At 32.1% G+C, this 20353-nt stretch carries 17 protein-coding genes; 3 read left to right on the top strand and 14 right to left on the bottom strand.

Annotated elements, in window-relative coordinates; all coding sequences use genetic code 11:
• Position 1 precedes the first annotated feature (1 nt).
• On the bottom strand, positions 2-454 hold the full coding sequence (locus tag AC3ATN_RS06890) for an NIPSNAP family protein (RefSeq protein ID WP_487532534.1): 453 nt from the start codon (positions 452-454) through the stop codon (positions 2-4).
• Between the two features lie 42 nt (positions 455-496).
• Here AC3ATN_RS06890 and AC3ATN_RS06885 point away from each other — a divergent pair, with 42 nt between their 5' ends.
• On the top strand, positions 497-1198 hold the full coding sequence (locus AC3ATN_RS06885) for a hypothetical protein (protein ID WP_487532533.1): 702 nt from the start codon (positions 497-499) through the stop codon (positions 1196-1198).
• A 1-nt stretch (position 1199) separates the two neighbouring features.
• Here the strand turns inward: AC3ATN_RS06885 and AC3ATN_RS06880 are convergent, their stop codons facing one another.
• Genes AC3ATN_RS06880 through AC3ATN_RS06860 form a run of 5 tightly spaced genes read right to left on the bottom strand, consistent with a single transcriptional unit; the run spans position 1200 to position 8196 of the window.
• Positions 1200-2168 carry an MBL fold metallo-hydrolase gene (locus tag AC3ATN_RS06880; protein ID WP_487532532.1) on the bottom strand — a complete coding sequence of 323 codons (969 nt, stop codon included), beginning with the start codon at positions 2166-2168 and terminating at the stop codon, positions 1200-1202.
• A 10-nt stretch (positions 2169-2178) separates the two neighbouring features.
• A complete protein-coding gene (locus AC3ATN_RS06875; RefSeq protein WP_487532531.1) occupies positions 2179-3294 on the bottom strand; it encodes an FG-GAP repeat domain-containing protein in 1116 nt (371 codons plus the stop codon).
• Positions 3291-4799 (bottom strand): M20/M25/M40 family metallo-hydrolase, encoded by a 1509-nt coding sequence (locus AC3ATN_RS06870; protein WP_487532530.1) that lies wholly within the window; start codon positions 4797-4799, stop codon positions 3291-3293. Before AC3ATN_RS06870 ends, AC3ATN_RS06875 begins: the two co-directional genes overlap by 4 nt.
• 27 nt (positions 4800-4826) lie before the next feature.
• Positions 4827-7352, bottom strand: coding sequence for a M14 family zinc carboxypeptidase (locus tag AC3ATN_RS06865; protein WP_487532529.1), 2526 nt, complete (start codon positions 7350-7352; stop codon positions 4827-4829).
• Between the two features lie 58 nt (positions 7353-7410).
• Positions 7411-8196: a PhzF family phenazine biosynthesis protein gene (locus AC3ATN_RS06860; RefSeq protein WP_487532528.1), complete on the bottom strand. Its 786-nt coding sequence runs from the start codon at positions 8194-8196 to the stop codon at positions 7411-7413.
• A gap of 158 nt (positions 8197-8354) precedes the next feature.
• On the opposite strand from AC3ATN_RS06860, the gene AC3ATN_RS06855 reads away from it, so the two are divergent.
• Positions 8355-11543 (top strand): VPS10 domain-containing protein, encoded by a 3189-nt coding sequence (locus AC3ATN_RS06855; RefSeq protein WP_487532527.1) that lies wholly within the window; start codon positions 8355-8357, stop codon positions 11541-11543.
• 22 nt (positions 11544-11565) lie between these two features.
• A complete protein-coding gene (locus AC3ATN_RS06850; RefSeq protein WP_487532526.1) occupies positions 11566-11787 on the top strand; it encodes a YgaP family membrane protein in 222 nt (73 codons plus the stop codon).
• A 6-nt stretch (positions 11788-11793) separates the two neighbouring features.
• Here the strand turns inward: AC3ATN_RS06850 and AC3ATN_RS06845 are convergent, their stop codons facing one another.
• The 8 genes from AC3ATN_RS06845 to AC3ATN_RS06810 all read right to left on the bottom strand — a co-directional run.
• Positions 11794-13170: an aldehyde dehydrogenase family protein gene (locus tag AC3ATN_RS06845; RefSeq protein ID WP_487532525.1), complete on the bottom strand. Its 1377-nt coding sequence runs from the start codon at positions 13168-13170 to the stop codon at positions 11794-11796.
• Positions 13171-13186: 16 nt separating this feature from the next.
• The gene (locus tag AC3ATN_RS06840) at positions 13187-14002 is read right to left on the bottom strand and encodes a hypothetical protein (RefSeq protein WP_487532524.1); all 816 of its coding nucleotides are present in this window, start codon (positions 14000-14002) and stop codon (positions 13187-13189) included.
• Positions 14002-14181 carry a hypothetical protein gene (locus tag AC3ATN_RS06835; RefSeq protein WP_487532523.1) on the bottom strand — a complete coding sequence of 60 codons (180 nt, stop codon included), beginning with the start codon at positions 14179-14181 and terminating at the stop codon, positions 14002-14004. The genes AC3ATN_RS06840 and AC3ATN_RS06835 overlap by 1 nt, the downstream gene beginning before the upstream one ends.
• Before the next feature lie 4 nt (positions 14182-14185).
• Positions 14186-16096: an acetate--CoA ligase gene (acs, locus tag AC3ATN_RS06830; protein ID WP_487532522.1), complete on the bottom strand. Its 1911-nt coding sequence runs from the start codon at positions 16094-16096 to the stop codon at positions 14186-14188.
• A 24-nt stretch (positions 16097-16120) separates the two neighbouring features.
• Complete coding sequence (locus AC3ATN_RS06825; RefSeq protein WP_487532521.1) at positions 16121-17833, bottom strand: sodium:solute symporter family protein; 1713 nt, start codon at positions 17831-17833, stop codon at positions 16121-16123.
• A gap of 28 nt (positions 17834-17861) precedes the next feature.
• Positions 17862-18110, bottom strand: a complete 249-nt coding sequence (locus AC3ATN_RS06820; RefSeq protein ID WP_487532520.1) for a DUF4212 domain-containing protein — start codon at positions 18108-18110, stop codon at positions 17862-17864.
• Between the two features lie 93 nt (positions 18111-18203).
• Complete coding sequence (locus AC3ATN_RS06815) at positions 18204-18944, bottom strand: hypothetical protein (RefSeq protein WP_487532519.1); 741 nt, start codon at positions 18942-18944, stop codon at positions 18204-18206.
• A gap of 5 nt (positions 18945-18949) precedes the next feature.
• A partial coding sequence (locus AC3ATN_RS06810; protein ID WP_487532518.1) for a T9SS type A sorting domain-containing protein occupies positions 18950-20353 on the bottom strand: 1404 nt, incomplete at its 5' end.

The raw sequence follows: 20353 nt of genomic DNA, 5'->3' as shown, positions 1-20353 counted from the left end.
CTCATCTTAGTTTTGAGAAATTAGTTGGATTTAGAAAAACTTGTTCAATTTCTCTAACTATAGGTCCTTCTTTAGTGCTTTCATCATATGCTTTTATCCACTCAGGGTCTTCAATAAAACTATCCCAGGCTTTATTTCTAGTTTCCATATTTTCAAATGAAACTATATAAACTAGAGCGGAGTTGCCTTTATTTTGTAAAATAAATTTATCAGCATAGGACACACTATCTCTTTTCTGAGTAGTCCAATATCCAACATTGGTAAATCCATGCTTTTCAAATAATTTAACAGTATGGTTTTCAAATCTTGATAAAATATTATTAAATTTCCCATCATGTGTGTAATAAACTCTCATCTCATAAACTTCATGTAGTGGCATTTCTTTTTTGACAGAAACCTTTTCTCCACACGAAAATAAAGTACTAATCAATAGTGTAAAAACAATTTTTTTCATAATTTTTCTTTGATCATCAAATTAATTTAAAAATAGATAAATATGAAGAAATATATAATAAAATATACTTTTGAATTTATTGTTATTGTTCTTGGCATATCAGTTTCATTTCTTTTAGAAGATGCAAGGCAGAAAAAAGAACTAAAATATCTTTCACAGGATTTAGTTGTAAATCTTTTAAATGAAGTTTCTGAAATTGAATCTTATTTAAAAGAGAGAGAAGTAGCTATTAAGGGTGATAAAAGACTTTTAGATGTTCTAAGAGCTGATTCTAAAAACAAACTAGACAGTTTGCTTATTATAGAAAAAAGACCTGAATATTATGGAGCTGCTCTTTTCAATTATAGGGGGTTTAAGCCTCCTGTTGCTTTTTACAATTCGATGGTAAATGATGGGAAGATAAGATATTTGGAGTCTACCGAGCTTAAAAAGACTCTTGATTTAATGCATAATGTACATTTTTATTTTATTGATGAAAATGTTGAAGATGAAGCAATTTCTCAAAGAAAAGTAATGGATTATTTTCAAGTAAAATATCCCAATATTTTTGTTGAATCAGAAAACTCAAAGGATGATATTGAATATGTTAAAAAAATTGAAGAAATTGTCAGTAATGATGAAGTTCTTAAAGCGATTTTATATCAGAAAGCTATCGCTATGCAATATAAAATAGTTGGTTTTAATAGATATAAAAAGTCTTTATCAAGACTTAAAGATATTTTACTTAGTCAAATTACTAAATAGCCTAGTTAACTCTGAAAGGTTTTAAGTGCTCTGGAATTATAACTCTTGATTTGGGAGATACCTCTTTAACTTTTTCAATAAAGGGTTTTATCTTTGTTTCAATTCCTATTGATTGATCAAATCCATACGGAACTCTGAAGTTATCCCAATGAGTTGGGATTATAGTTTTTGGAAAATTGGTTACTTTTAACAATCGTTCGTCATATTTATACATATTGAATCTGGACATGTTTACTCCGGCCAAAAGTATATCTGGTTTTAATCCTTCTAATTCTCTCTCAACAAAATTCATAGAACCCATAGTTAAGACTTTATGAGATTTGAATCTTATAAAATACATTAACGAGGTTCCTTCAATAAATTGTTTGATCATTAAAGGAGCTTGAATATCTCCCTCTTTGTATACCTCAGAATTAAAATAATGCTTTTCGCCCAATGCAGAGTGAATTGAAGGTAAAACCCTTAAAGAAAAATTTTCAAACTGATAATCTTCACCTCCTCTTACAGTATATAGATTATCATCTTCAATTCCATAAGCCTTTAGTATTGAAACTGTAGTTTCTGTCCCAATCACCTTTGCTCCAGTCATTTTTGCGATATAGGGTATGTCTGATAAATGATCAAAATGAGAATGGTGTACCAAAATAAAATCAGCTTTATTGATGTTTTTATTTATGACTGTTGTGTCTGATTCAAATAAATCTGTTCTTTTGTAACTTCTTCGGTTATCGACAGAGCTAGTTGATGGTTTTGCTGAATTAGGGTTTAGTTTTATTGAAGTTTCGCCAAGCTTTAATCTGGATAAATAGGGGTCTATTAAAATGGTTATACTACTATCAGAAATCTCCCAACCAGCAGCACCAAAATATTTAAATATCAGAGTTTCATTATTCTTTTGGGCATTAATTTCATCTGCCGTAATAAAGAATGAAAAAGTTAAGACTTGGAGCAATACGATTTTTTTGATCATTTTTTAGTTTTTATTTGTTGGTTAATTTATTGAAATAATAAATGTTTCTTTCGTCTGAATTACTTTCAATAATATCCGGTCTTCCGTCATTGTTTAAATCAGTTATTTTAATATCGTATGTGTTAAATTTTTTATTACTGAGTAAAACTTTGGTCCAAACCATTCCATTTTCTTCATTATAAAAAACAGAATTAGCAGAGTTTGAATTTCCTATAACTATATCTATGTCTCCATCTAAATCTAGATCACCCGTGTCAATTGAATACGATTTATCAAGGCTTTTGTCAAATTCTATCTTTTTTTTATAACTATAATTTGAATCTCCAAAATATATAAAATTTGACTCTCCAATATTTGCGCAAATGATGTCTAAGAATCCATCTTGATTTATATCTGAAATCTCAACAGAACGAGTAACATCTGTTCCTGAACCAAATAATATTTTTTTATTAAAATTTAAATTTCCATCATTTAAATAAATGTGGTTTTGTTGTTTATCTCTATTAGCTAGTACTATATCCATATCATTGTCTTGGTCTATATCGACAACCTCAACGTCAATCGTAGAGTCATTTTTTGTTCCAAAACCAATTGTTTTACTAAAAATTCCTTTTCCGTCATTAATACAAATTTCATTTTCTTTTCTACGGTTAGTTATTAAAATATCTTGATCACCGTCTAAATCAATATCTGAAACTATTATATTTCTTGTAGTTGAATAATCATTGCCAAAGTTGGAGTGTATTGATAAGTTTCCGTTTCCGTCATTAATAAATATCTTATTTGGAGCACGATCATTTCCAACAGCAACATCTAAGTCTCCGTCATTATCAAAATCAGCTAATTCAGTTGAGTAACTTGTTGAACTTTCTAATCCTAAAGGTCTGGATACTGTAAAAATACCATCTCCATTATTAAAGAAAATTCTATTTTGTCCTGGCCAATGTCTTCCGTTTGCAACAATTATATCTTGATCACCATCTTTGTCTATATCACCAACATCTAATGATGCTGTTCTTTCTTTATAATTTCCAAGCACAAGTCTATCGCTTGAAGAAAATATAATTGATTGAGAATTAATTTCATTAAAAGAGAGTAAAATAATTATTGAAAAAACTAATTTCATTTATTTATGGGGTTTAATAAAATACTAACTAACGACTCTATTCCTTGAAAATAGTTACCTAATCTTAAGTTTTCATTCGGACTATGTTGATTATTGTCAAGGTTCACTGTAGGAAGACCTATTGATGGAATTCCAAGTTGATTTACAAATGGAGATATTGGTACAGACCCTCCACTGGTTCTTATAAGAACAGGATCCGTCTTATAATATTCTTTAAGTAAAGCTTTAAGCCACTTTCCTTCTGCAGAATTAACAGGTGTTCTAAATGCAGGATATGAAATTTTATAATTCATTTGAACAATTTTTTCATATTTCAATCTTTCTTCGTCCGTTGGATCCTTATCTAATATTTTATAACCTAAAGACTCTATGTGTTTTTTAATAGAAGTCATCAATTTTTTGGGATTACTTTCCAAGACTAGTCTCACATCAATTTCTGCTTTTGCGCTTGAAGGAATAATAGTTCTTGCTTGATCTCCGACCCAACCACTTTGGAGGCCTCTTATGTTTAGAGATGGATATTGCAGGGATTCTTGGTAGTTTGCACCAACGTTATCAGTTGAATTAATTTTGGTTCTTTTTTTAATTGCATTTTCAGCCGCAGGCACATTATTTAAAATTTTCTTAATCTCGTCACTAATATAGATTCCTTCATAAAAATCAGGAATAATAACTTTTCCATCTTCACTCTTCATTGATGAAAGAATTTGACTTAGTCTAAGTGCCGGATTAGGAATGTAATTACCATAATGACCACTATGTTGGGGTGTCTTGGGACCAAAAGTTTTAAGTGTAATTGATGAAATTCCTCTATTACCAAAAACTAATGTAGGTTTTCCAGTAAAATGCATTGGCCCATCCAAGATTAAAAGCAAATCAGCCATTAAATCCTCTTGATAATTAGCAACTGCTTCTGGAAGTCCCGGTGAACTTTTTTCCTCCTCAAAGTCAAGAATAAGTTTGATGTTAAATGCAGGTTTTTTGTTACTTATATCTAATATTTTAATTGCAGTTAAAAACATTAAAAAGGGACCCTTATCATCCGAACTTGATCTGGCATATATTCTTAAATTTTCGTTTTGATCAGAATAAGCTGAATTCCAATCCAATTGCTCCCATTCATTTCCATTGTATTTTTTTAACACAGGTGTCCATGGATCATCTTGATCCCACTTTGACACGTCCACTGCTTGTCCGTCTAAATGCATATAAAAAGCAATTGTTGGTAGTTCTTCGTTAGTTATCTTAGAGGCGACAATTAGTGGTAAAGAAGAGGTCTTTAATGATTTGGTTTTAAAACCATAGGAGTTTAATTTATCTGTACTCCAAATGATATTTTTAAAAATATTTTCTTTATTTCTGGCATCATTAGGTATGGATAAAAATTCTTTAAAAAGAGTTAAGCTTTTTTGACCTTCCTTTTTTGAGATCTCTTGGTAGATTCTTTGAGATATAATATTATTATGAAAATTAAATATTAATAATAATAACAGTAATTTTTTCATAGTTTATAAATTATAAAGTGTTAGATATTAATTTTGATTTGAGGTTGGAATAAGTATTTTGTCAGACATGAAAATTGAATTCAAAAACAACCTATTAGTTCCATATGCCGTTCCTCTAAAATTTGGATTATCTGCAAACATCACAACTCTTCCTTTACCTACTTTACTAACAATTAGCGATGCACTTTTAGACAAGTAGTCCTTACGTATGTTTTTAGAAATATATCCGTCAATATGAGGTTTATTGGTATATAAGGCTACATTAGAGTAGTCGTTTTTACTTGGCTTTAACCAAACTAAATTATTTTTATATACTACTTGATTTTCATCTTTATATCCAAAAGCTATTGGATGAGTTTTATCAATATTTACTTTCAAAAATACTCCTCCTAATTTTTCTCTACCGTTATTTTCTGATGCATCAACATATGGTTTTCTTTCAATTTTAGTTTTCAATGTATCTTTCTTTTTGACAACTAACTGCTCGTTAACAATCTTATTTTTTACAATCCAGTTATTAGCAGTTCCGATAGTAATTAAAGTGTTACCTTTTGATATCCAATCCTTGATTTTTTCTTTTGTTTTAATATTAAATTTATAAGTTCCTGAAACCATAATTAAAACATTATACTGATCAATTGAGATTCTATCAAAATAATTAACTGAGATTTTAGTAATAGGCATGTGAACTCTGGTATCCAATAAGTGCCAGACCTCCCCAGCTTCATATGACCTTATTCCATCTCCAATTATCATTGCTACTTTTGGAGTTTTAAGTGATTTAATATTCCTTGATCCAAGATCAATTCCTTTTAAACTTAATCCAGAATTGACAGATAAAACATTAATCTTAAGTTTCTTTTGGAGATCAACTATCGAATTATAGATATGTTTACTACTTACCTTTTGATTTGCGATTGGTATTACTAAAGAACCATACGAAAAGTCTTTATTTCCTGAATTTGTCCTTATGCTAAAGGGCTTAAATGATGTTGCAACAACAATATTTTTTCTCTGTAATCCATTTATTAAAGCGGGAACATTATAATCGTTAGAATCCACTAAATAAGCATAATCTGACTTTTGAACTGAAGTCCATTTTACTAATTTATCCGTATTCTCAATTTCATTATTAGCATATGACTTAGTGGTTGATTTGTATTTAATGTTATAAAAATTTGCTACCGACCAAGCAGAGGCATCATAGTAAACACTATCTCTATATTTTTCATATGTCTCAAAAAATGTTTGAACCATTCTATATTGAGGCTGTTTTGTCGGAACATAATAACTACCTGTTTTCTTTTCAAAAACTTTAACCTTATGTTTTAAAAGTTTATCTATAAAAGCCTCGCTCAAATTTTGATCGGTTGTTTGAAACTCATACCCTTTAATCCTACTTTTTTCTGCATTTGTAATTGCACTTTTAAATGTTGCTTTTTGATACTTATTTAAAAGTAATTTATTTTCAACGGAAGCTTTTAATGTTGCCATACTTGAGACATATTGATTTCTAATTGTGAAAGGAAACGTTATTTCACTATAATCTGTTTTTTGAATCAACCCCCTGGAGCTTGCTTGTTCAAAAAGAATACCAAGCCCTCCTTGAAGGTCTGCATATGATGATCCATAACCAGGATAAGTTCCATCGAATGCTTCTTTTGTAAAATAAAGAGAACCTATACTGTCTAAAGATTTTGAAAAGTATTTAGCAAATAAATTATTTAAATCTATATAATTTTCTTTGGGCATGATTGGATCTAAAGATCCGTTTGCTTTCATGGGCTCAAAAAAGTAAGAACTTTGGCTTCCCATTTCATGAAAATCTGTAACTACATTTGGATACCACTGATGATACCAGTTAAGCTTTCCTTGACTTTCGGGATTTATAGCTAAAAGCCAATCTCGATTTAAATCAAACCAATAATGATTTGTTCTTCCTCTGGGCCAGTTTTCATTGTGTTCAGCATCATTGGGGTCTTTGACCAAAGGAAAAGCTTTATAGCTGTTTGCCCATTGAGTATGACGGTCTCTACCATCAGGGTTAATAGCAGGATCAATAAATACTAAACTGTTTTTAAGCACGCTTAATACTTCTTTATTTTCAGATGCAGTGAGTGTGTAAGCTGAAAGAATAGCAGCTTCTGATGATGATGGTTCATTACCATGGACATTGTAGGCCAAGTTTATAATTACCGGATCTTTTTCGATTGGTTCGATTTTATTATCTGGATCAACCAGCATAAGATGCCTTTTTTGAATTTGATCAATATTTTTTAAATTTTCTGGAGAGCTGATAATAAGCATTGGGAGTCTTCTTCCTTCATGTGTTTTTCCATAAAATTTTAAAATAGCCCGATCAGATTTATCAGCCAGATTTTTAAAATAACTTATAATGTTGTCATGTCTTGTATGTTCTGATCCGATGGGATAACCTAAAAAAGATTCTGGAGATTCTATTTCAGAACTATAAGGTTCGTATTTTTCAGTAAAGTATTTTTGTGCAGATATGTTTAGGGAGATTAAGGAAAAGAGAGTTAGTAAATACTTCATTTTGTTAAGAATTTATTGGAGAATTAAAAGCTTGATTATTAAAGATATAAATTATTGATTATATCCATATGATTCCTCTGGAATAGATTTTTGCATTTCCACTTATCAATACACGATCACCTTTGTTTACGCAGAACAACTCACCTTTTCTTTTTGATAACTGAAAAGCTTTCATCTTATTTTTATTTAAAACTTTACTCCAATAAGGTATTAAAGAACAATGGGCAGATCCAGTCACCGGATCTTCTAGAACACTAGATCTTGGGGTGAAAAACCTTGAGACAAAATCTACAGAATCTCCTTTAGATGTTACTATGATTCCTCCTGTTTTAAGATCTATCTGGTTTAAAATTTGAGGGTTAACAACTATATTTTCAATATCGGTTTGATTATTGTAAATCAAAACATAATCTCTGAATTTAAAGGTTTTAACCGGAGGTATACTGACTGCTTTGGATATGATTACAGGTAAGTTAACTTCAACAGGATCTCTACTTGGAAAGTCGAGTGTATATAAAGAATCCTTTGAAGTTACTTTTAAATTTCCGCTTAATGTTTTAAAATTTATTTCCTTTTTAGAATAATTTAAATACTCTTTAATAATAAAAGCAGATGCTAAGGTAGCATGTCCGCACAAATCCATCTCAATCTCAGGGGTAAACCATCTCAAATGAAATCCGATTTCTGTTTCAACAAAAAAAGCAGTTTCTGGGACAGAATTTTCTTGAGCTATTTTGAGTAGGGTTTCACTTTTTAACCACTTTTTAAGAGGAATAACGCAAGCAGGGTTACCCCCAAAAACAGAGTCTGTAAAAGCATCAACTTGATAAATTGATAATTGCATATAATTGAAATAACTAAAATAAAGATATCAAAAAAACACCCTAATATTAAAGTGTTTTTTAGTTTTAAAAAAATCTTGATTGGTTTTAAATGCATTTAACTAATCTTTTGTAAATTAGAAATACTTAATAATTTTTTTGCTTCTTAATTTAAATACAAATGAAAAATTACACCCTTCTCTATATTTTTGTTTTATTATTCGGAATAACTAATAATTCTCACTCTCAAAAAAGGAAATTTAAAAATCCGGAACTTTCATTTAATGAAAGTTTATACAATGCCATAAATTATAGATTAGTCGGTCCTTTCAGGGGAGGACGAGCAGGAACTGCAACTGGAATTTCATCAGATAATAAGACCTATTATATGGGAACAGCTGGAGGTGGTGTTTGGAAATCAAAAGATGCTGGAAATACTTGGAAAAGTATAAGTGACGGATATTTTGGAGGTTCTATTGGGGTCATTTCTGTTTCAGAGTCAGATCCGAATATAATTTATGTTGGTGAAGGTGAACAAACTTTAAGAGGGAACGTGTCTTCAGGAAAAGGAGCTTGGAAGAGCACAGATGCTGGAGAAACTTGGAATTATATTGGACTTCCAAAATCAGAACATATTTCCAGAATACGAATCCACCCAACTAACCCTGATATAGTTTATGCGGCAGTAATAGGAAATTTATGGAAACCAAATAAAGAAAGAGGATTATACAGATCAACAAATGGTGGTAAAACTTGGAGTAAAATTCTATATATTTCAAATAAAGCAGGGATAGGTGATCTTATAATTGATCCTAATAATTCAAGAATTTTATATGCCTCGTCATGGGAAATGAAAAGAAATGGTTTTAGAATGGATAGTGGCGGTCTAGATAGTAAAATATTTAGAAGCTTTGATGGTGGAGACAGTTGGGAAGATATTTCAACTTTTAAGGGATTACCCGAGTTTCCATGGGGAATGATTGGATTAACTATTTCACCTCTTAATTCCAAAAGAATATGGGCAATGATAGAGTCAGATGATGGAGGTTTATACCGCTCTGATGATGGAGGAAATAATTGGAGAAAGGTGAATTCAAACAGGGCATTAAGACAAAGAGCCTGGTATTATACAAGAATCTATGCTGATACTCAAAATGAAGATAAAATTTACGTTATGAATGTAAGTTATGGTGTTTCCAAAGATGGGGGAGAAACATTTGAGTTAAAAAATGCACCACATGGGGATCATCATGATTTGTGGATAGATCCAAATAATAATTTAAGAATGATAATAGCTGACGATGGTGGTGCTCAAGTTTCAAATGACGGAGGGGAAAATTGGACTACCTATCATAATCAGCCTACTTCTCAGTTCTATAGAGTAACTACTGACAATTCCTTTCCTTACAGGATCTATGGTGCTCAACAAGACAACAGTACAGTAAGAATAAGACACAGGTCTTCAGGTAGAGCAATTACTGAGGATGACTGGGAATCAACTGCTGGAGGAGAAAGTGCTCATCTTGCTCCAGATCCCCTTAATAACGATATAGTTTATGGTGGCACTTATAAAGGTTATATGATGAGAAAAGACCATACTATTAATCAGATTAGATCTATTAATGTTTGGCCTGATAATCCAGCGGGATCAGGAGCGGAAGTAATGAAGTACCGATTCAATTGGAATTTTCCTGTCATGTTTAGTCCCAATAATCCAAAAAAATTATATGCTGGATCTAATTATCTACATGTGACAACAAATGAGGGTCAAACATGGGAGACTATTTCAGGAGATCTAACAAGAAATTTACCTGAAACTATCAAATCTTCTGGAGGTCTAATCACTCAGGATAATACAGGGGCTGAATTTTATGCTAATATTTTTGCGATTGCTGAATCAGAAATTGAAGAGAATGTTATTTGGACCGGGAGCGATGATGGATTAATTCATGTAACTAAAAATGGAGGTAAAACATGGAAAAATGTAACCCCTCCAGAAACAATATCTCCTAAACTAAATATGATAAACAGTATTGATGTTAGCACTTTTGACAAAGGTAAAGCCTATGTAGCTGCAACCTCTTACAAGTTTGGAAACTATACCCCTTATTTGTATAAAACAAACGATTATGGAGAAACTTGGACCTTAATTACTAAAGGAATAAATAAAAATTATTATACACGTGTTATTAGGGCTGATAAAAAAAGACCTGGACTTTTATATTCAGGAACAGAATGGGGGATGTATCTCTCATTTGATGATGGTAATAGCTGGAAACCGTTTCAGTTAAATCTTCCAATCACAGCAATTAGGGATTTACATGTTAAAGAAAATGATTTGATTGTGGCTACTCATGGAAGGGCATTCTGGATTATTGACGATCTAACTCCTCTTCATCAGCTTTCAAAAAATTTAAATTCTAAAAGTTCTCATCTTTACAAACCAGATATTTCATTCAGAATGCAGTCTGGATGGAGTGGATCAGGAAGTTTGTTAAATGGGGAAAATCATCCAAATGGGGTAATTATTAATTATTTCATAAAAGACCTAAAGGACAATGACTTTATTAAAATTGAAATATTAGATGAAAAAGGAGGAATAATTAAATCATACACTAACAATAAAGATAAATTACTTTCATCCTCTGTAAAACCAATTTCAAGCAACTCAAACGATATTGATTATGCTTTGTCAGGAAATAATATAAAATCTTTAAAACCTAAAAGTGGAGGAAATAGGTTAGTTTGGGACATGAGATATCCCGGATTCAAAACATTCAAAGGGATGGTCTTTTATTCTTCACCTAATGTTGGGCCAAAGGTTGTTCCAGGGAAATATAATATAAAACTTACTTACAATGAGGAAGTTACAGATCAAGAGTTCGAAGTAATCAAAGACCCTAGGCTAAATAATACTCAAGAAGACTTCGAAAAACAGCTAAATTTTCTTTTAAATGTTAGAGATGAAGTTTCAAAAGCAAATCAAGCGATAATAGGTATAAGAAACACAAGGAAGGATCTTGATTATATTTTAAATAAGAGCAATAACAATTCAGATATCAATTCATTAATTGATAAGTTTTTAAATGAGTTGTCTGTGATTGAGAATAATATTCATATGACTAAAAATCAAAGCAGACAAGATCCTTTAAATTATGGTATACGGATAAACAATCGACTTGCTTTTTTAATGGCTGACTCGCAAAGGGGAGACTACCCTCCCACTGATCAATCCTTGGAGTTTTTCGAAGAAGTTAAAAAAGAATTGAATGTTGAGTTGAATAATTTAAAGATGATATCAAAAAAATATATAAACTCCATAAATTCTTCGGTTTTAGACAGTGGTATCAAGTTTATCGATAACTACTAATTCGTTTGTCTATATTTACAAAATGAAATTTAAATTTTTAATTAAAAATCAGAGTAATAAAGACCGTGCAATAAGAGTAATAATATCATTCATGTTGATTCCAATTCCGTTGTTTTTTGGAGAAACAGCTTGGACTATGTTTGCGGGTTTTCTTGGGATTGGTCTTTTATTCAATGCTTTGTCTGGAAATTGTTATGCTTACCGTTTATTCGGAGTAAGTAGCTGTAAAATTCCAAAAAATTAGTAGGAATTATATATATTTTAAAATCTTTTTTATCCATCCCCAATTTTTTGGGTAGGGTGCGTATCGTAAAAAGGGGTCTGGGAAAAAACTTCGTTTTATAAAAGGTTTAAAATGCGTGAATAAATCAAAACTATGCACGCCATGATAGGCACCCAATCCACTATTTCCTATTCCGCCAAAAGGTAGGTTTGAGTTTATAAACTGAATAATACTATCATTAACAACTATAGCTCCAGCAGAAATTTCATTTTTAAATCTTTCAATATTTTTTTTACTTTTTGAGAATATATACGCTCCTAAAGGTTTATCGAAACGACTAATTATTTCGTAAGCTTCATCAATATTGTCATATGTTATTATTGGAAGAATTGGTCCAAAAATCTCCTCTTGCATAGCCCCGCTTTCTAGGTTTTGATCGAGAATAATTGTAGGTGCAAAAAACTTTTTTGAAACATCGGATTCTCCCCCACAAACAATTGTCGCTCCATTCAGCATTTTATTAATTCTTTCAAAATGGTTTTTATTGACTAATCTACCATAGCTTTCAGATTCTAGAGGGTTTTCTCCAAAAGCATCCTTAATTGCCTTTTTTAAAGCATCAATTAATCTGTCTTTTATTTTATAATTCACTAAAATGTAATCAGGAGCAATACATGTTTGACCACAATTAAAAAACTTACCCCAAACAATTCTTTTTGCCGTTAATTCAATTTTGGAAGATTCTTCAACTATACATGGATTTTTTCCACCAAGTTCAAGAATAGTAGGTGTTAAAAATTCTGCTGCTGCTTTTGCAACAATTTTTCCAACAGAAGTACTTCCAGTAAAAGAAATAAAATCCCATCTCAATGATAAAAGTTGCTGAGCTTCTTTTGAATCTCCAATGACAGTAGTCACATGTCCTGGATCAAAAGACTCTTTTATAATGGTTATGAGTATTTTATTAGTTTCAGGAGAATGCTCTGAAGGTTTAATAACCACAGTGTTTCCTGCAGCAACAGCCCCAACAACAGGCACCAAGGCTAAATTAAAAGGATAATTCCAAGGACTTATGTTTAAAATACATCCAAAAGGATCTGGAATTACATAATCTTTTGAAGGGAAATTATATATTGAACCTGAAACTCTTTTAGGTCGAGTCCAATAATCAATATTTTTAAGCATTGTCTTAATCTCTTTTTGAACAAATAATATCTCACTTAAAAAACTTTCGTAATGAGATTTTCCAAGATCCATCATTAAAGCTTTATAAATAGATTGCTCATGCTTAGAAATAGATGTGGATAGTTTTTTTAACGATTGTTTTCTATATTTTACATTAAGCGTCTTTTTTGAATTAAAGAACTCTTTTTGTAATTGATAAATTAATTTAATTTCTTTCATTTTTTAAATTTAAAGTTTATTCAATACATGCCTTAAAAAGCCGGGGTGATCCTTCACCTTCATCCTCTGAAGTAATCCAAAAAGTTGATGAATCCTCAACTTTAACTGCCTCTATTTGAGCAGGCTTAACAGGAATAATGAATTTCTCGAACTTTAAACTTTTTATTTTTTTAATATCAAAATTCAAGAACCTGTATAAATATTGATCACCTTCATATGTATAGGAAGTAAGAGCTAGTGTTTTTGATATAGGATCATAATCTGCTGCAGTGACAAGCGCATCCACTTTAAATTCAGCAATAGGACTAAGAACGTAATTATTTGCCTCTTTTGGAATAGAATAGACTTGTGTTGTTAATCTTTTTCTGTCTTTTGAAAATAATAATAAGATGCTATCTACCGAGGCGATTGCCTCTGCATCGTATCTGTTTTTACTTTTTCTTTTGAAGCTCTTCTGATTCTTGTATCTAATTAGAATCGAGTCTTTTAGAATAAGGTCTTTATCTACTTTGTAAATTTTTAGATCTTTTCTGGTAGCATAATTATTCCCTGTATCGCATATATATATATAGTTGTTATCTGCTGTTAATTCTTCCCAATCTCTATTTTTTGCACCTTTAATATTGTGTGATTTTATAAGGTCTCCTTCGCTGGTAAAGGAATATAATTTTGACTTTCCACCAGAATCGTTGTGAGTAATAAAATGTCCTCTGAAATATTCAAGTCCAGATGTTTCATCAATTTTTTTTGGAAGATCTATCGACTCTATTGATAACTGAGCTGTTGCAATTGAGGAATAAAAAATTAAAATTATTAGATATCTTTTTTTCATTAGTCTTTTTTTAAAAATCTTATATATAGAGCAACCATGCATAAAATTGATCCAGCCGGGAGTAAGAATAGAGCTATTAAATATGCAATAAATTTACCTGTTTTTACCTCTCTAACTTCTTTTTTGATTGCTTGAATTCTTTTTAAAAACTCTTGAAAGTATTTAGATGTTCTATTCAAAATATCAACTTAAAACTTTGGAAATAATTTCATCCACAATTTCAGGGTTTAAAAGGGTTGAAATGTCTCCAAGGTTATCAATTTCATTGTGTGCAATTTTTCTTAAAATTCTTCTCATGATTTTACCTGAACGAGTTTTTGGAAGACCTGAAACAAATTCAATACGATCTAATTTTGCAATGGGTCCAATTTGTTTAGATATTAATTGATTAATTTCTAATTTAAGACTTTCATCTAAAGATGCACTTGATGGGTTTTTTAAAGTCACGTAGCCAAATAAAGAATTTCCTTTTATGTCGTGTGGAACTCCAATAATAGCCGATTCAGCAACTAGATTATGTTCGTTTATTGCATCTTCTATTGGGGCTGTTCCAAGGTTGTGTCCTGATACAATTATAACATCGTCTACCCTTCCTGTAATTCTATATAGTCCTTTGTCATCTCTATATGATCCGTCACCAGTGAAATATTTATTTTCAAAAGATGAAAAATAGGTTTCTTTATATCTCTTATGATCTCCCCAAATAGTTCTAGCCATTGAGGGCCAGGGATATTTGATGCAAAGTCTACCTTCAGCATCATTTTCTGTAATTTCTTCCCCATTTTGGTCCATTATAGCTGGTTGAATTCCAATAAACGGTAGAGTAGCATATGTTGGTTTGGATTCAATAGCGTTTGGAATTGAAGATATCATTATTGATCCTGTTTCTGTTTGCCACCATGTATCAACAATTGGACATTTATTTTTTCCAATATTTTTATTATACCAGTTCCATGCCTCTTCGTTAATTGGTTCACCCACAGATCCTAACACTTTGATGGATGATAGGTCATGCTTATTTACGAGATCTATAGACTCTTTTGCCAATGCTCTAATTGCTGTAGGTGCAGTATAAAATTGATTGACTTTATGCTTTTCAACTATTTCCCAAAAACGACCATAATCTGGAAATGAAGGGACTCCCTCAAACATAAGAGTTGTTGCTCCATTTAATAAAGGTCCATAAACTATATAAGAGTGTCCTGTAATCCAGCCAATATCAGCCGTACACCAATATATATCTTCCTCTTGATATTGAAAAATATTTTTAAATGTGTATGCAGATCCGACCATATAACCTGCAGATGAATGAACCATGCCTTTTGGTTTTCCCGTAGAACCAGATGTATACAAAACAAAAAGAGGATCTTCGGAATCCATAATTTCTATCGGACATTCGTCACTTGCTTCCTCCAATAATGGTTCTATTAAGTAATCCCTCCCTTTTTGTAAATGTATTTGTGTTTTAGTTCTTTCGACAACTAAAACTGATAAAACTTGAGGGCATTCAATTAATGCCGTATCAACTATTTTTTTTAGGTCTAGTGTTTTATTCCCTCTGAAAGAACCGTCTGAAGTCAAGACAATTTTACAATTGCAATCATTGATTCTTGTTGACAATGCAGTTGCGGAAAATCCTGCAAAAACTACAGAATGGACTGCGCCAATTCTTGCGCATGCCAATACGCTAATCGCAAGTTCTGGAATCATTGGTAAATAAATACAAACCCTATCTCCTTTTTGAACTCCTTCGTTCTTTAGAACATTCGCCATTTTATTTACTCTATGATAGAGAGACTCATATGAAATTTGCTCTGGTTTATCTTTAGGATCATTTGGTTCAAAAATGATAGCTGTCTTTTTAGCTTTATCTGCCAGGTGTCTGTCTAAACAATTTTCAGTTATATTGAGTTTTGCACCTTCAAACCATTTAATTTCTGGTTTTTGAAAATCCCAATTTAAAACTGCATCCCAATGTTTTTGCCATTTGAAATTTTCTTTAGCTAAATCATTCCAGAATTTTTCAGGTTGATTTATTGATTCCTCATAAATCCTTTTATAATCTTCTGGACTATTTATATTATAATTAGACATTTAAAAAAAATTTAATTAATAAAATTAGTGATTATTTGCTGGTGCAACCCCAGATGGAATCCTAATATTTTCAACTATTTGCTGAACTTCCAAAGGAGGTGGGGGCGTGAATCTGTTTACTATTAGTGCAGAAAGAAAGTTAAACACCATAGCAATTGCACCAAAACCTTCAGGAGAAACCCCAAACCACCATTTATCAGTTAGACCTTGAACTGCTGATTTACCACCATCAAAAACTCCAAATTTAAATTTTAAAATGTAAAATAACATGAAAAGCATTCCGACTATCATTCCTGTTATTGCTCCTTCTTTATTCATTTTTTTATAAAAAATTCCAAGAATTATTGCAGGAAAAAAAGATGCTGCTGCAAGACCAAAAGCTAAAGCAACAACCGCAGCAACAAAATCAGGAGGGTTAATCCCAAAATATCCTGCTATTACCACAGCAAATGTTGCAGAAATTCTCGCTGCCCATAATTCTCCCTTGTCAGTGATGTTTGGATTAATGATATTTTTTATTAAATCATGAGAAATCGATGATGAAATGACTAGTAATAGACCTGCAGCAGTTGACAATGCAGCTGCTAAGCCACCAGCAGCAACAAGGCCTATTACCCAGGGTGGTAAGTCAGCTATTTCAGGATTAGCCAACACCATTATATCTGGATCAACATACAATTCATTTAGATTTGGATCTGCTAAATATTGAATATTTCCATCGTTATTTTTATCATTAAACTTTAACAAACCAGTTTGTTCCCAATTACTAAACCATTTTGGCATGGAGGAATAGGGATTGTCTTTGACTGTGGAGATAAGATTTATTCTTGAAAATACGGATACTGCCGGAGCTGCGGTATATAAAATAGCTATAAAAAGCAGTGCTAAACCAGCAGATTTTCTTGCATCGCTTACCTTTTTAACTGTAAAAAATCTAACAATAACATGGGGTAATCCAGCAGTTCCAACCATTAGAGCACAGGTAATAGCAATAATATCTAAAAGAGATTTACTTCCGTCTGTGTATTTATTAAATCCTAACTCTGTGTTTATAGAGTTTAACTTATCTAAAACATACACTCCAGATCCATCGTTCAATGTAGATCCCATTCCTATTTGTGGAACAAGACTTCCTGTCATTTGAAATGATATAAATATTGCAGGAACCATAAAGGCAAAAATTAGAACACAATATTGAGCAACTTGCGTATATGTAATCCCTTTCATTCCTCCCAAAACAGCGTAAAAAAGAACTATAACCATTCCAATTATAACCCCTGTATTAATATCAACCTCAAGAAACCTTGAAAATACGACACCAACCCCCCTCATTTGTCCTGCGACATATGTGAAAGATACAAGTAGAGCACATATGACTGCAACAACTCTAGCAGTATTAGAATAATATCTTTCCCCTATAAAGTCAGGAACAGTAAATTTCCCAAATTTCCGAAGGTATGGAGCGAGTAAAAGAGCTAAAAGAACATATCCTCCTGTCCATCCCATTATATACACCCCACCATCATAGCCGAGAAATGAAATCAATCCTGCCATTGAAATAAATGATGCTGCAGACATCCAGTCAGCAGCTGTTGCCATTCCATTTGCCAATGGAGAGATTCCTCCTCCGGCCACATAAAACTCCTTAGTCGATGAAGCCCTAGACCATATAGCTATTCCAATATATAATGCAAACGTAATACCTACTAGTAAGTAGGTCCATAATTGAACACTCATAATTTATTATTTGAATTTATTAAATTGGTTAATCTTCATATCCGTGCTCTTTATCCAATTTATTCATTAGGTATACATAAACAAAAATTAATACTACAAAGACGTAAACAGATCCTTGTTGTGAAAACCAAAAACCAAGAGGAAACCCACCAAGGCTATATGCGTTTAAAAAGTCTTTAAATATTATTCCTGCTCCAAAGGATACAATAAACCAAATGAAAAGTAAATATTTAAGATAAGTCAAGTTTTTTTTCCAATACTTTTCGCTTGTTTTCATTTCATAGAGATTTTATACTTAAAAAGGCCTGAGTTAAAATCAAGCCTTTATAAATGTAATACAAAATTTTAAAATATTCTTATCCTAAAAAAACTATTGAACTCTAAAGGTATAAACTCCCGAATCGCTCTGGTTTTCATTGGCATCAATTGCAATGACTTTCCAGTAATACAATGTGTTGTCTGAAACACTTACCGCCGTACTACTTGTTTCTGATGAGTGAGCATAAGAACCAAGAAGAGTTGACCCGTCAACATTGTCAAAATACACTTCATAAGTAGTTAGGTCGTTATCCACATCAGAAGCTCCCCAAGTAAGAGTAACCTCATTATTGACTGAAAAGACATTTGATCCTGATTTTGGAGAAAGTAAATCTGGGGGAAACGGCGCATAATTTACTTGAGCATCTCCGGCTAAATAAAATTTCCACAAAGGACTTTGAGCAGGAGTTGATCCAGTTTCACCCTGAGCGGTTACACTCCATCTATATGGGTCAGATTTAGATAATGCAACTACTTTATTTGCATTTGATGAATTAAATGTTAATTCTGCATTAGTAGCTAAATTAGTAATGGTTAAAACATAATTGTTAGTATTAGCAGAAGCTCCCCATTGGAAATTAACCTCACTTTGAGAGTCATTAATCGAAGTTCCATCCTGACAAGGTTCATTGTTTGCAGGGAACGACAGAGCGGGTGCTCCAGGTTGTAAAATCACAACAACAGGGGGCGTTGGAGGGTTGATTACAGGGGGAGAAACAGGATCATCTCCACCTCCACCTCCACAACTAATAATTATTAAAAAACTAAATATTGATATAAATATACGTTTCATTTTTTCTACTGTTTTATTGCAACAAATGTTTGTTGAGTTGTTGCTCCGTTAATTTTTATTAAATACGTTCCTGACATTAAAGATGTGGTATTTACCTCTATTGTTCTTGAACCAAACTCCAATACTTTATCCATTGTTAAAACTTGGTTTCCAACCATGTTAAATACACTTACCGACAATGCTTCGTCGTCTCCTCCAACATATAGTTTTACGGAACTTCTAAATGGATTAGGCGCTAAGTCAACTGGACTTGAGTTGAAGTAGGTTGTTCCAAACTCACCCTGACAACCTATACCGGTATTGATATCTATAGTATTCATACCTGATTTTAAAGAAACTGTATAAGTAGATTCTTTAGTCTGAGTAGTGATACCATTGTGAGTGACGTTATAAATCATCCCTCCATCTAGGTTAAATGTTACAGAGTTATTTCCTGGATCTGTAATACTAAAAACACTTAGGGGTTGAGGTTCAGTGATAGTCATACTATAACAACGTTGGTATACAGATGATGCTACTCCGTCAACAGTTAAACAAACTGAATAGGTTCCAGCCGACAGATTTTCAATATCATATGTGGATCCACTGAAACTTGTTGTTTGTGAAATGGCTCCTGATACGGTCACTGTATAATCAAGATCTGCTCGAGCGGATGCAATAGATATTGTATTTGTACCAATACATTTTTCTGATTTAGTTATTGAAAAATTATTGGTTGGTAAATAAAATATTGCACACCCATAAATATCGACTCTGTCCCCAAGAGTAGTATTAGCACATCCATCATTTGGATTCCAAACACCATCTTGATCGTCGTCATCCGTTACATCTCCAACACCATCTCCATCAGCATCGGCTTGGTTGGCGTTTGGATATAATGGACTGTTATCGATTACATCGGCTATCCCATCTAAATCTGTATCCTGAGCAGGTGATGCCCCAATTGACTGAATTTCAACAGTTTTTGCGTCATTCTCTGGAACAGATATCTCTCTTTGATTAACAATAACTGGAATCTCAGATTCTCCATCGTCTTCATTAATCAGTTCAACGATAACTTCGTAAACATTATCCTTATTATGATCCTGAGGATTCTCAAAATCAGGAGGTGTTCTAAAGTCTAAAACATCAATCATATTAACTGATCCTCTAGCCTCTGGTCCGCCAGTTTCTTCTTCTTGATTTATTTCAAAAAGATCTGCATCTGCACCACCTGTTATCTTTTTACGAACTTTCCATTTACCAACTTCCATTTGACTTTTAAATCTAGGATTAGTGAATCGTTTGTAAGACTGATTCTTTTGAATTCTACCTGTAGTTCCAGAGGCAGTTTCACTTTCGTTTGGCTGATCGAATACAGTAAGGGTGAAGTCAGCATTAATAGATGCATTTTGAATATCACCAACGTT

It is taken from the genome of Candidatus Marivariicella sp. (assembly GCF_983056325.1).
The sequence above is the reverse complement of the archived record's forward strand: the minus strand, read 5'-3'. Positions and strand labels throughout refer to the sequence as shown.

Excerpts from the sequence above, each read along its gene's own strand:
- AC3ATN_RS06880 (WP_487532532.1), bottom strand. The coding sequence starts at position 2,168 with ATGATCAAAAAAATCGTATTGCTCCAAGTCTTAACTTTTTCATTCTTT.
- AC3ATN_RS06845 (WP_487532525.1), bottom strand. The coding sequence starts at position 13,170 with ATGAAAGAAATTAAATTAATTTATCAATTACAAAAAGAGTTCTTTAAT.
- AC3ATN_RS06820 (WP_487532520.1), bottom strand. The coding sequence starts at position 18,110 with ATGAAAACAAGCGAAAAGTATTGGAAAAAAAACTTGACTTATCTTAAA.
- AC3ATN_RS06860 (WP_487532528.1), bottom strand. The coding sequence starts at position 8,196 with ATGCAATTATCAATTTATCAAGTTGATGCTTTTACAGACTCTGTTTTT.
- AC3ATN_RS06825 (WP_487532521.1), bottom strand. The coding sequence starts at position 17,833 with ATGAGTGTTCAATTATGGACCTACTTACTAGTAGGTATTACGTTTGCA.
- AC3ATN_RS06890 (WP_487532534.1), bottom strand. The coding sequence starts at position 454 with ATGAAAAAAATTGTTTTTACACTATTGATTAGTACTTTATTTTCGTGT.
- AC3ATN_RS06865 (WP_487532529.1), bottom strand. The coding sequence starts at position 7,352 with ATGAAGTATTTACTAACTCTCTTTTCCTTAATCTCCCTAAACATATCT.
- AC3ATN_RS06850 (WP_487532526.1), top strand. The coding sequence starts at position 11,566 with ATGAAATTTAAATTTTTAATTAAAAATCAGAGTAATAAAGACCGTGCA.
- AC3ATN_RS06855 (WP_487532527.1), top strand. The coding sequence starts at position 8,355 with ATGAAAAATTACACCCTTCTCTATATTTTTGTTTTATTATTCGGAATA.
- AC3ATN_RS06870 (WP_487532530.1), bottom strand. The coding sequence starts at position 4,799 with ATGAAAAAATTACTGTTATTATTATTAATATTTAATTTTCATAATAAT.
- AC3ATN_RS06885 (WP_487532533.1), top strand. The coding sequence starts at position 497 with ATGAAGAAATATATAATAAAATATACTTTTGAATTTATTGTTATTGTT.
- AC3ATN_RS06815 (WP_487532519.1), bottom strand. The coding sequence starts at position 18,944 with ATGAAACGTATATTTATATCAATATTTAGTTTTTTAATAATTATTAGT.
- AC3ATN_RS06840 (WP_487532524.1), bottom strand. The coding sequence starts at position 14,002 with ATGAAAAAAAGATATCTAATAATTTTAATTTTTTATTCCTCAATTGCA.
- acs (WP_487532522.1), bottom strand. The coding sequence starts at position 16,096 with ATGTCTAATTATAATATAAATAGTCCAGAAGATTATAAAAGGATTTAT.
- AC3ATN_RS06875 (WP_487532531.1), bottom strand. The coding sequence starts at position 3,294 with ATGAAATTAGTTTTTTCAATAATTATTTTACTCTCTTTTAATGAAATT.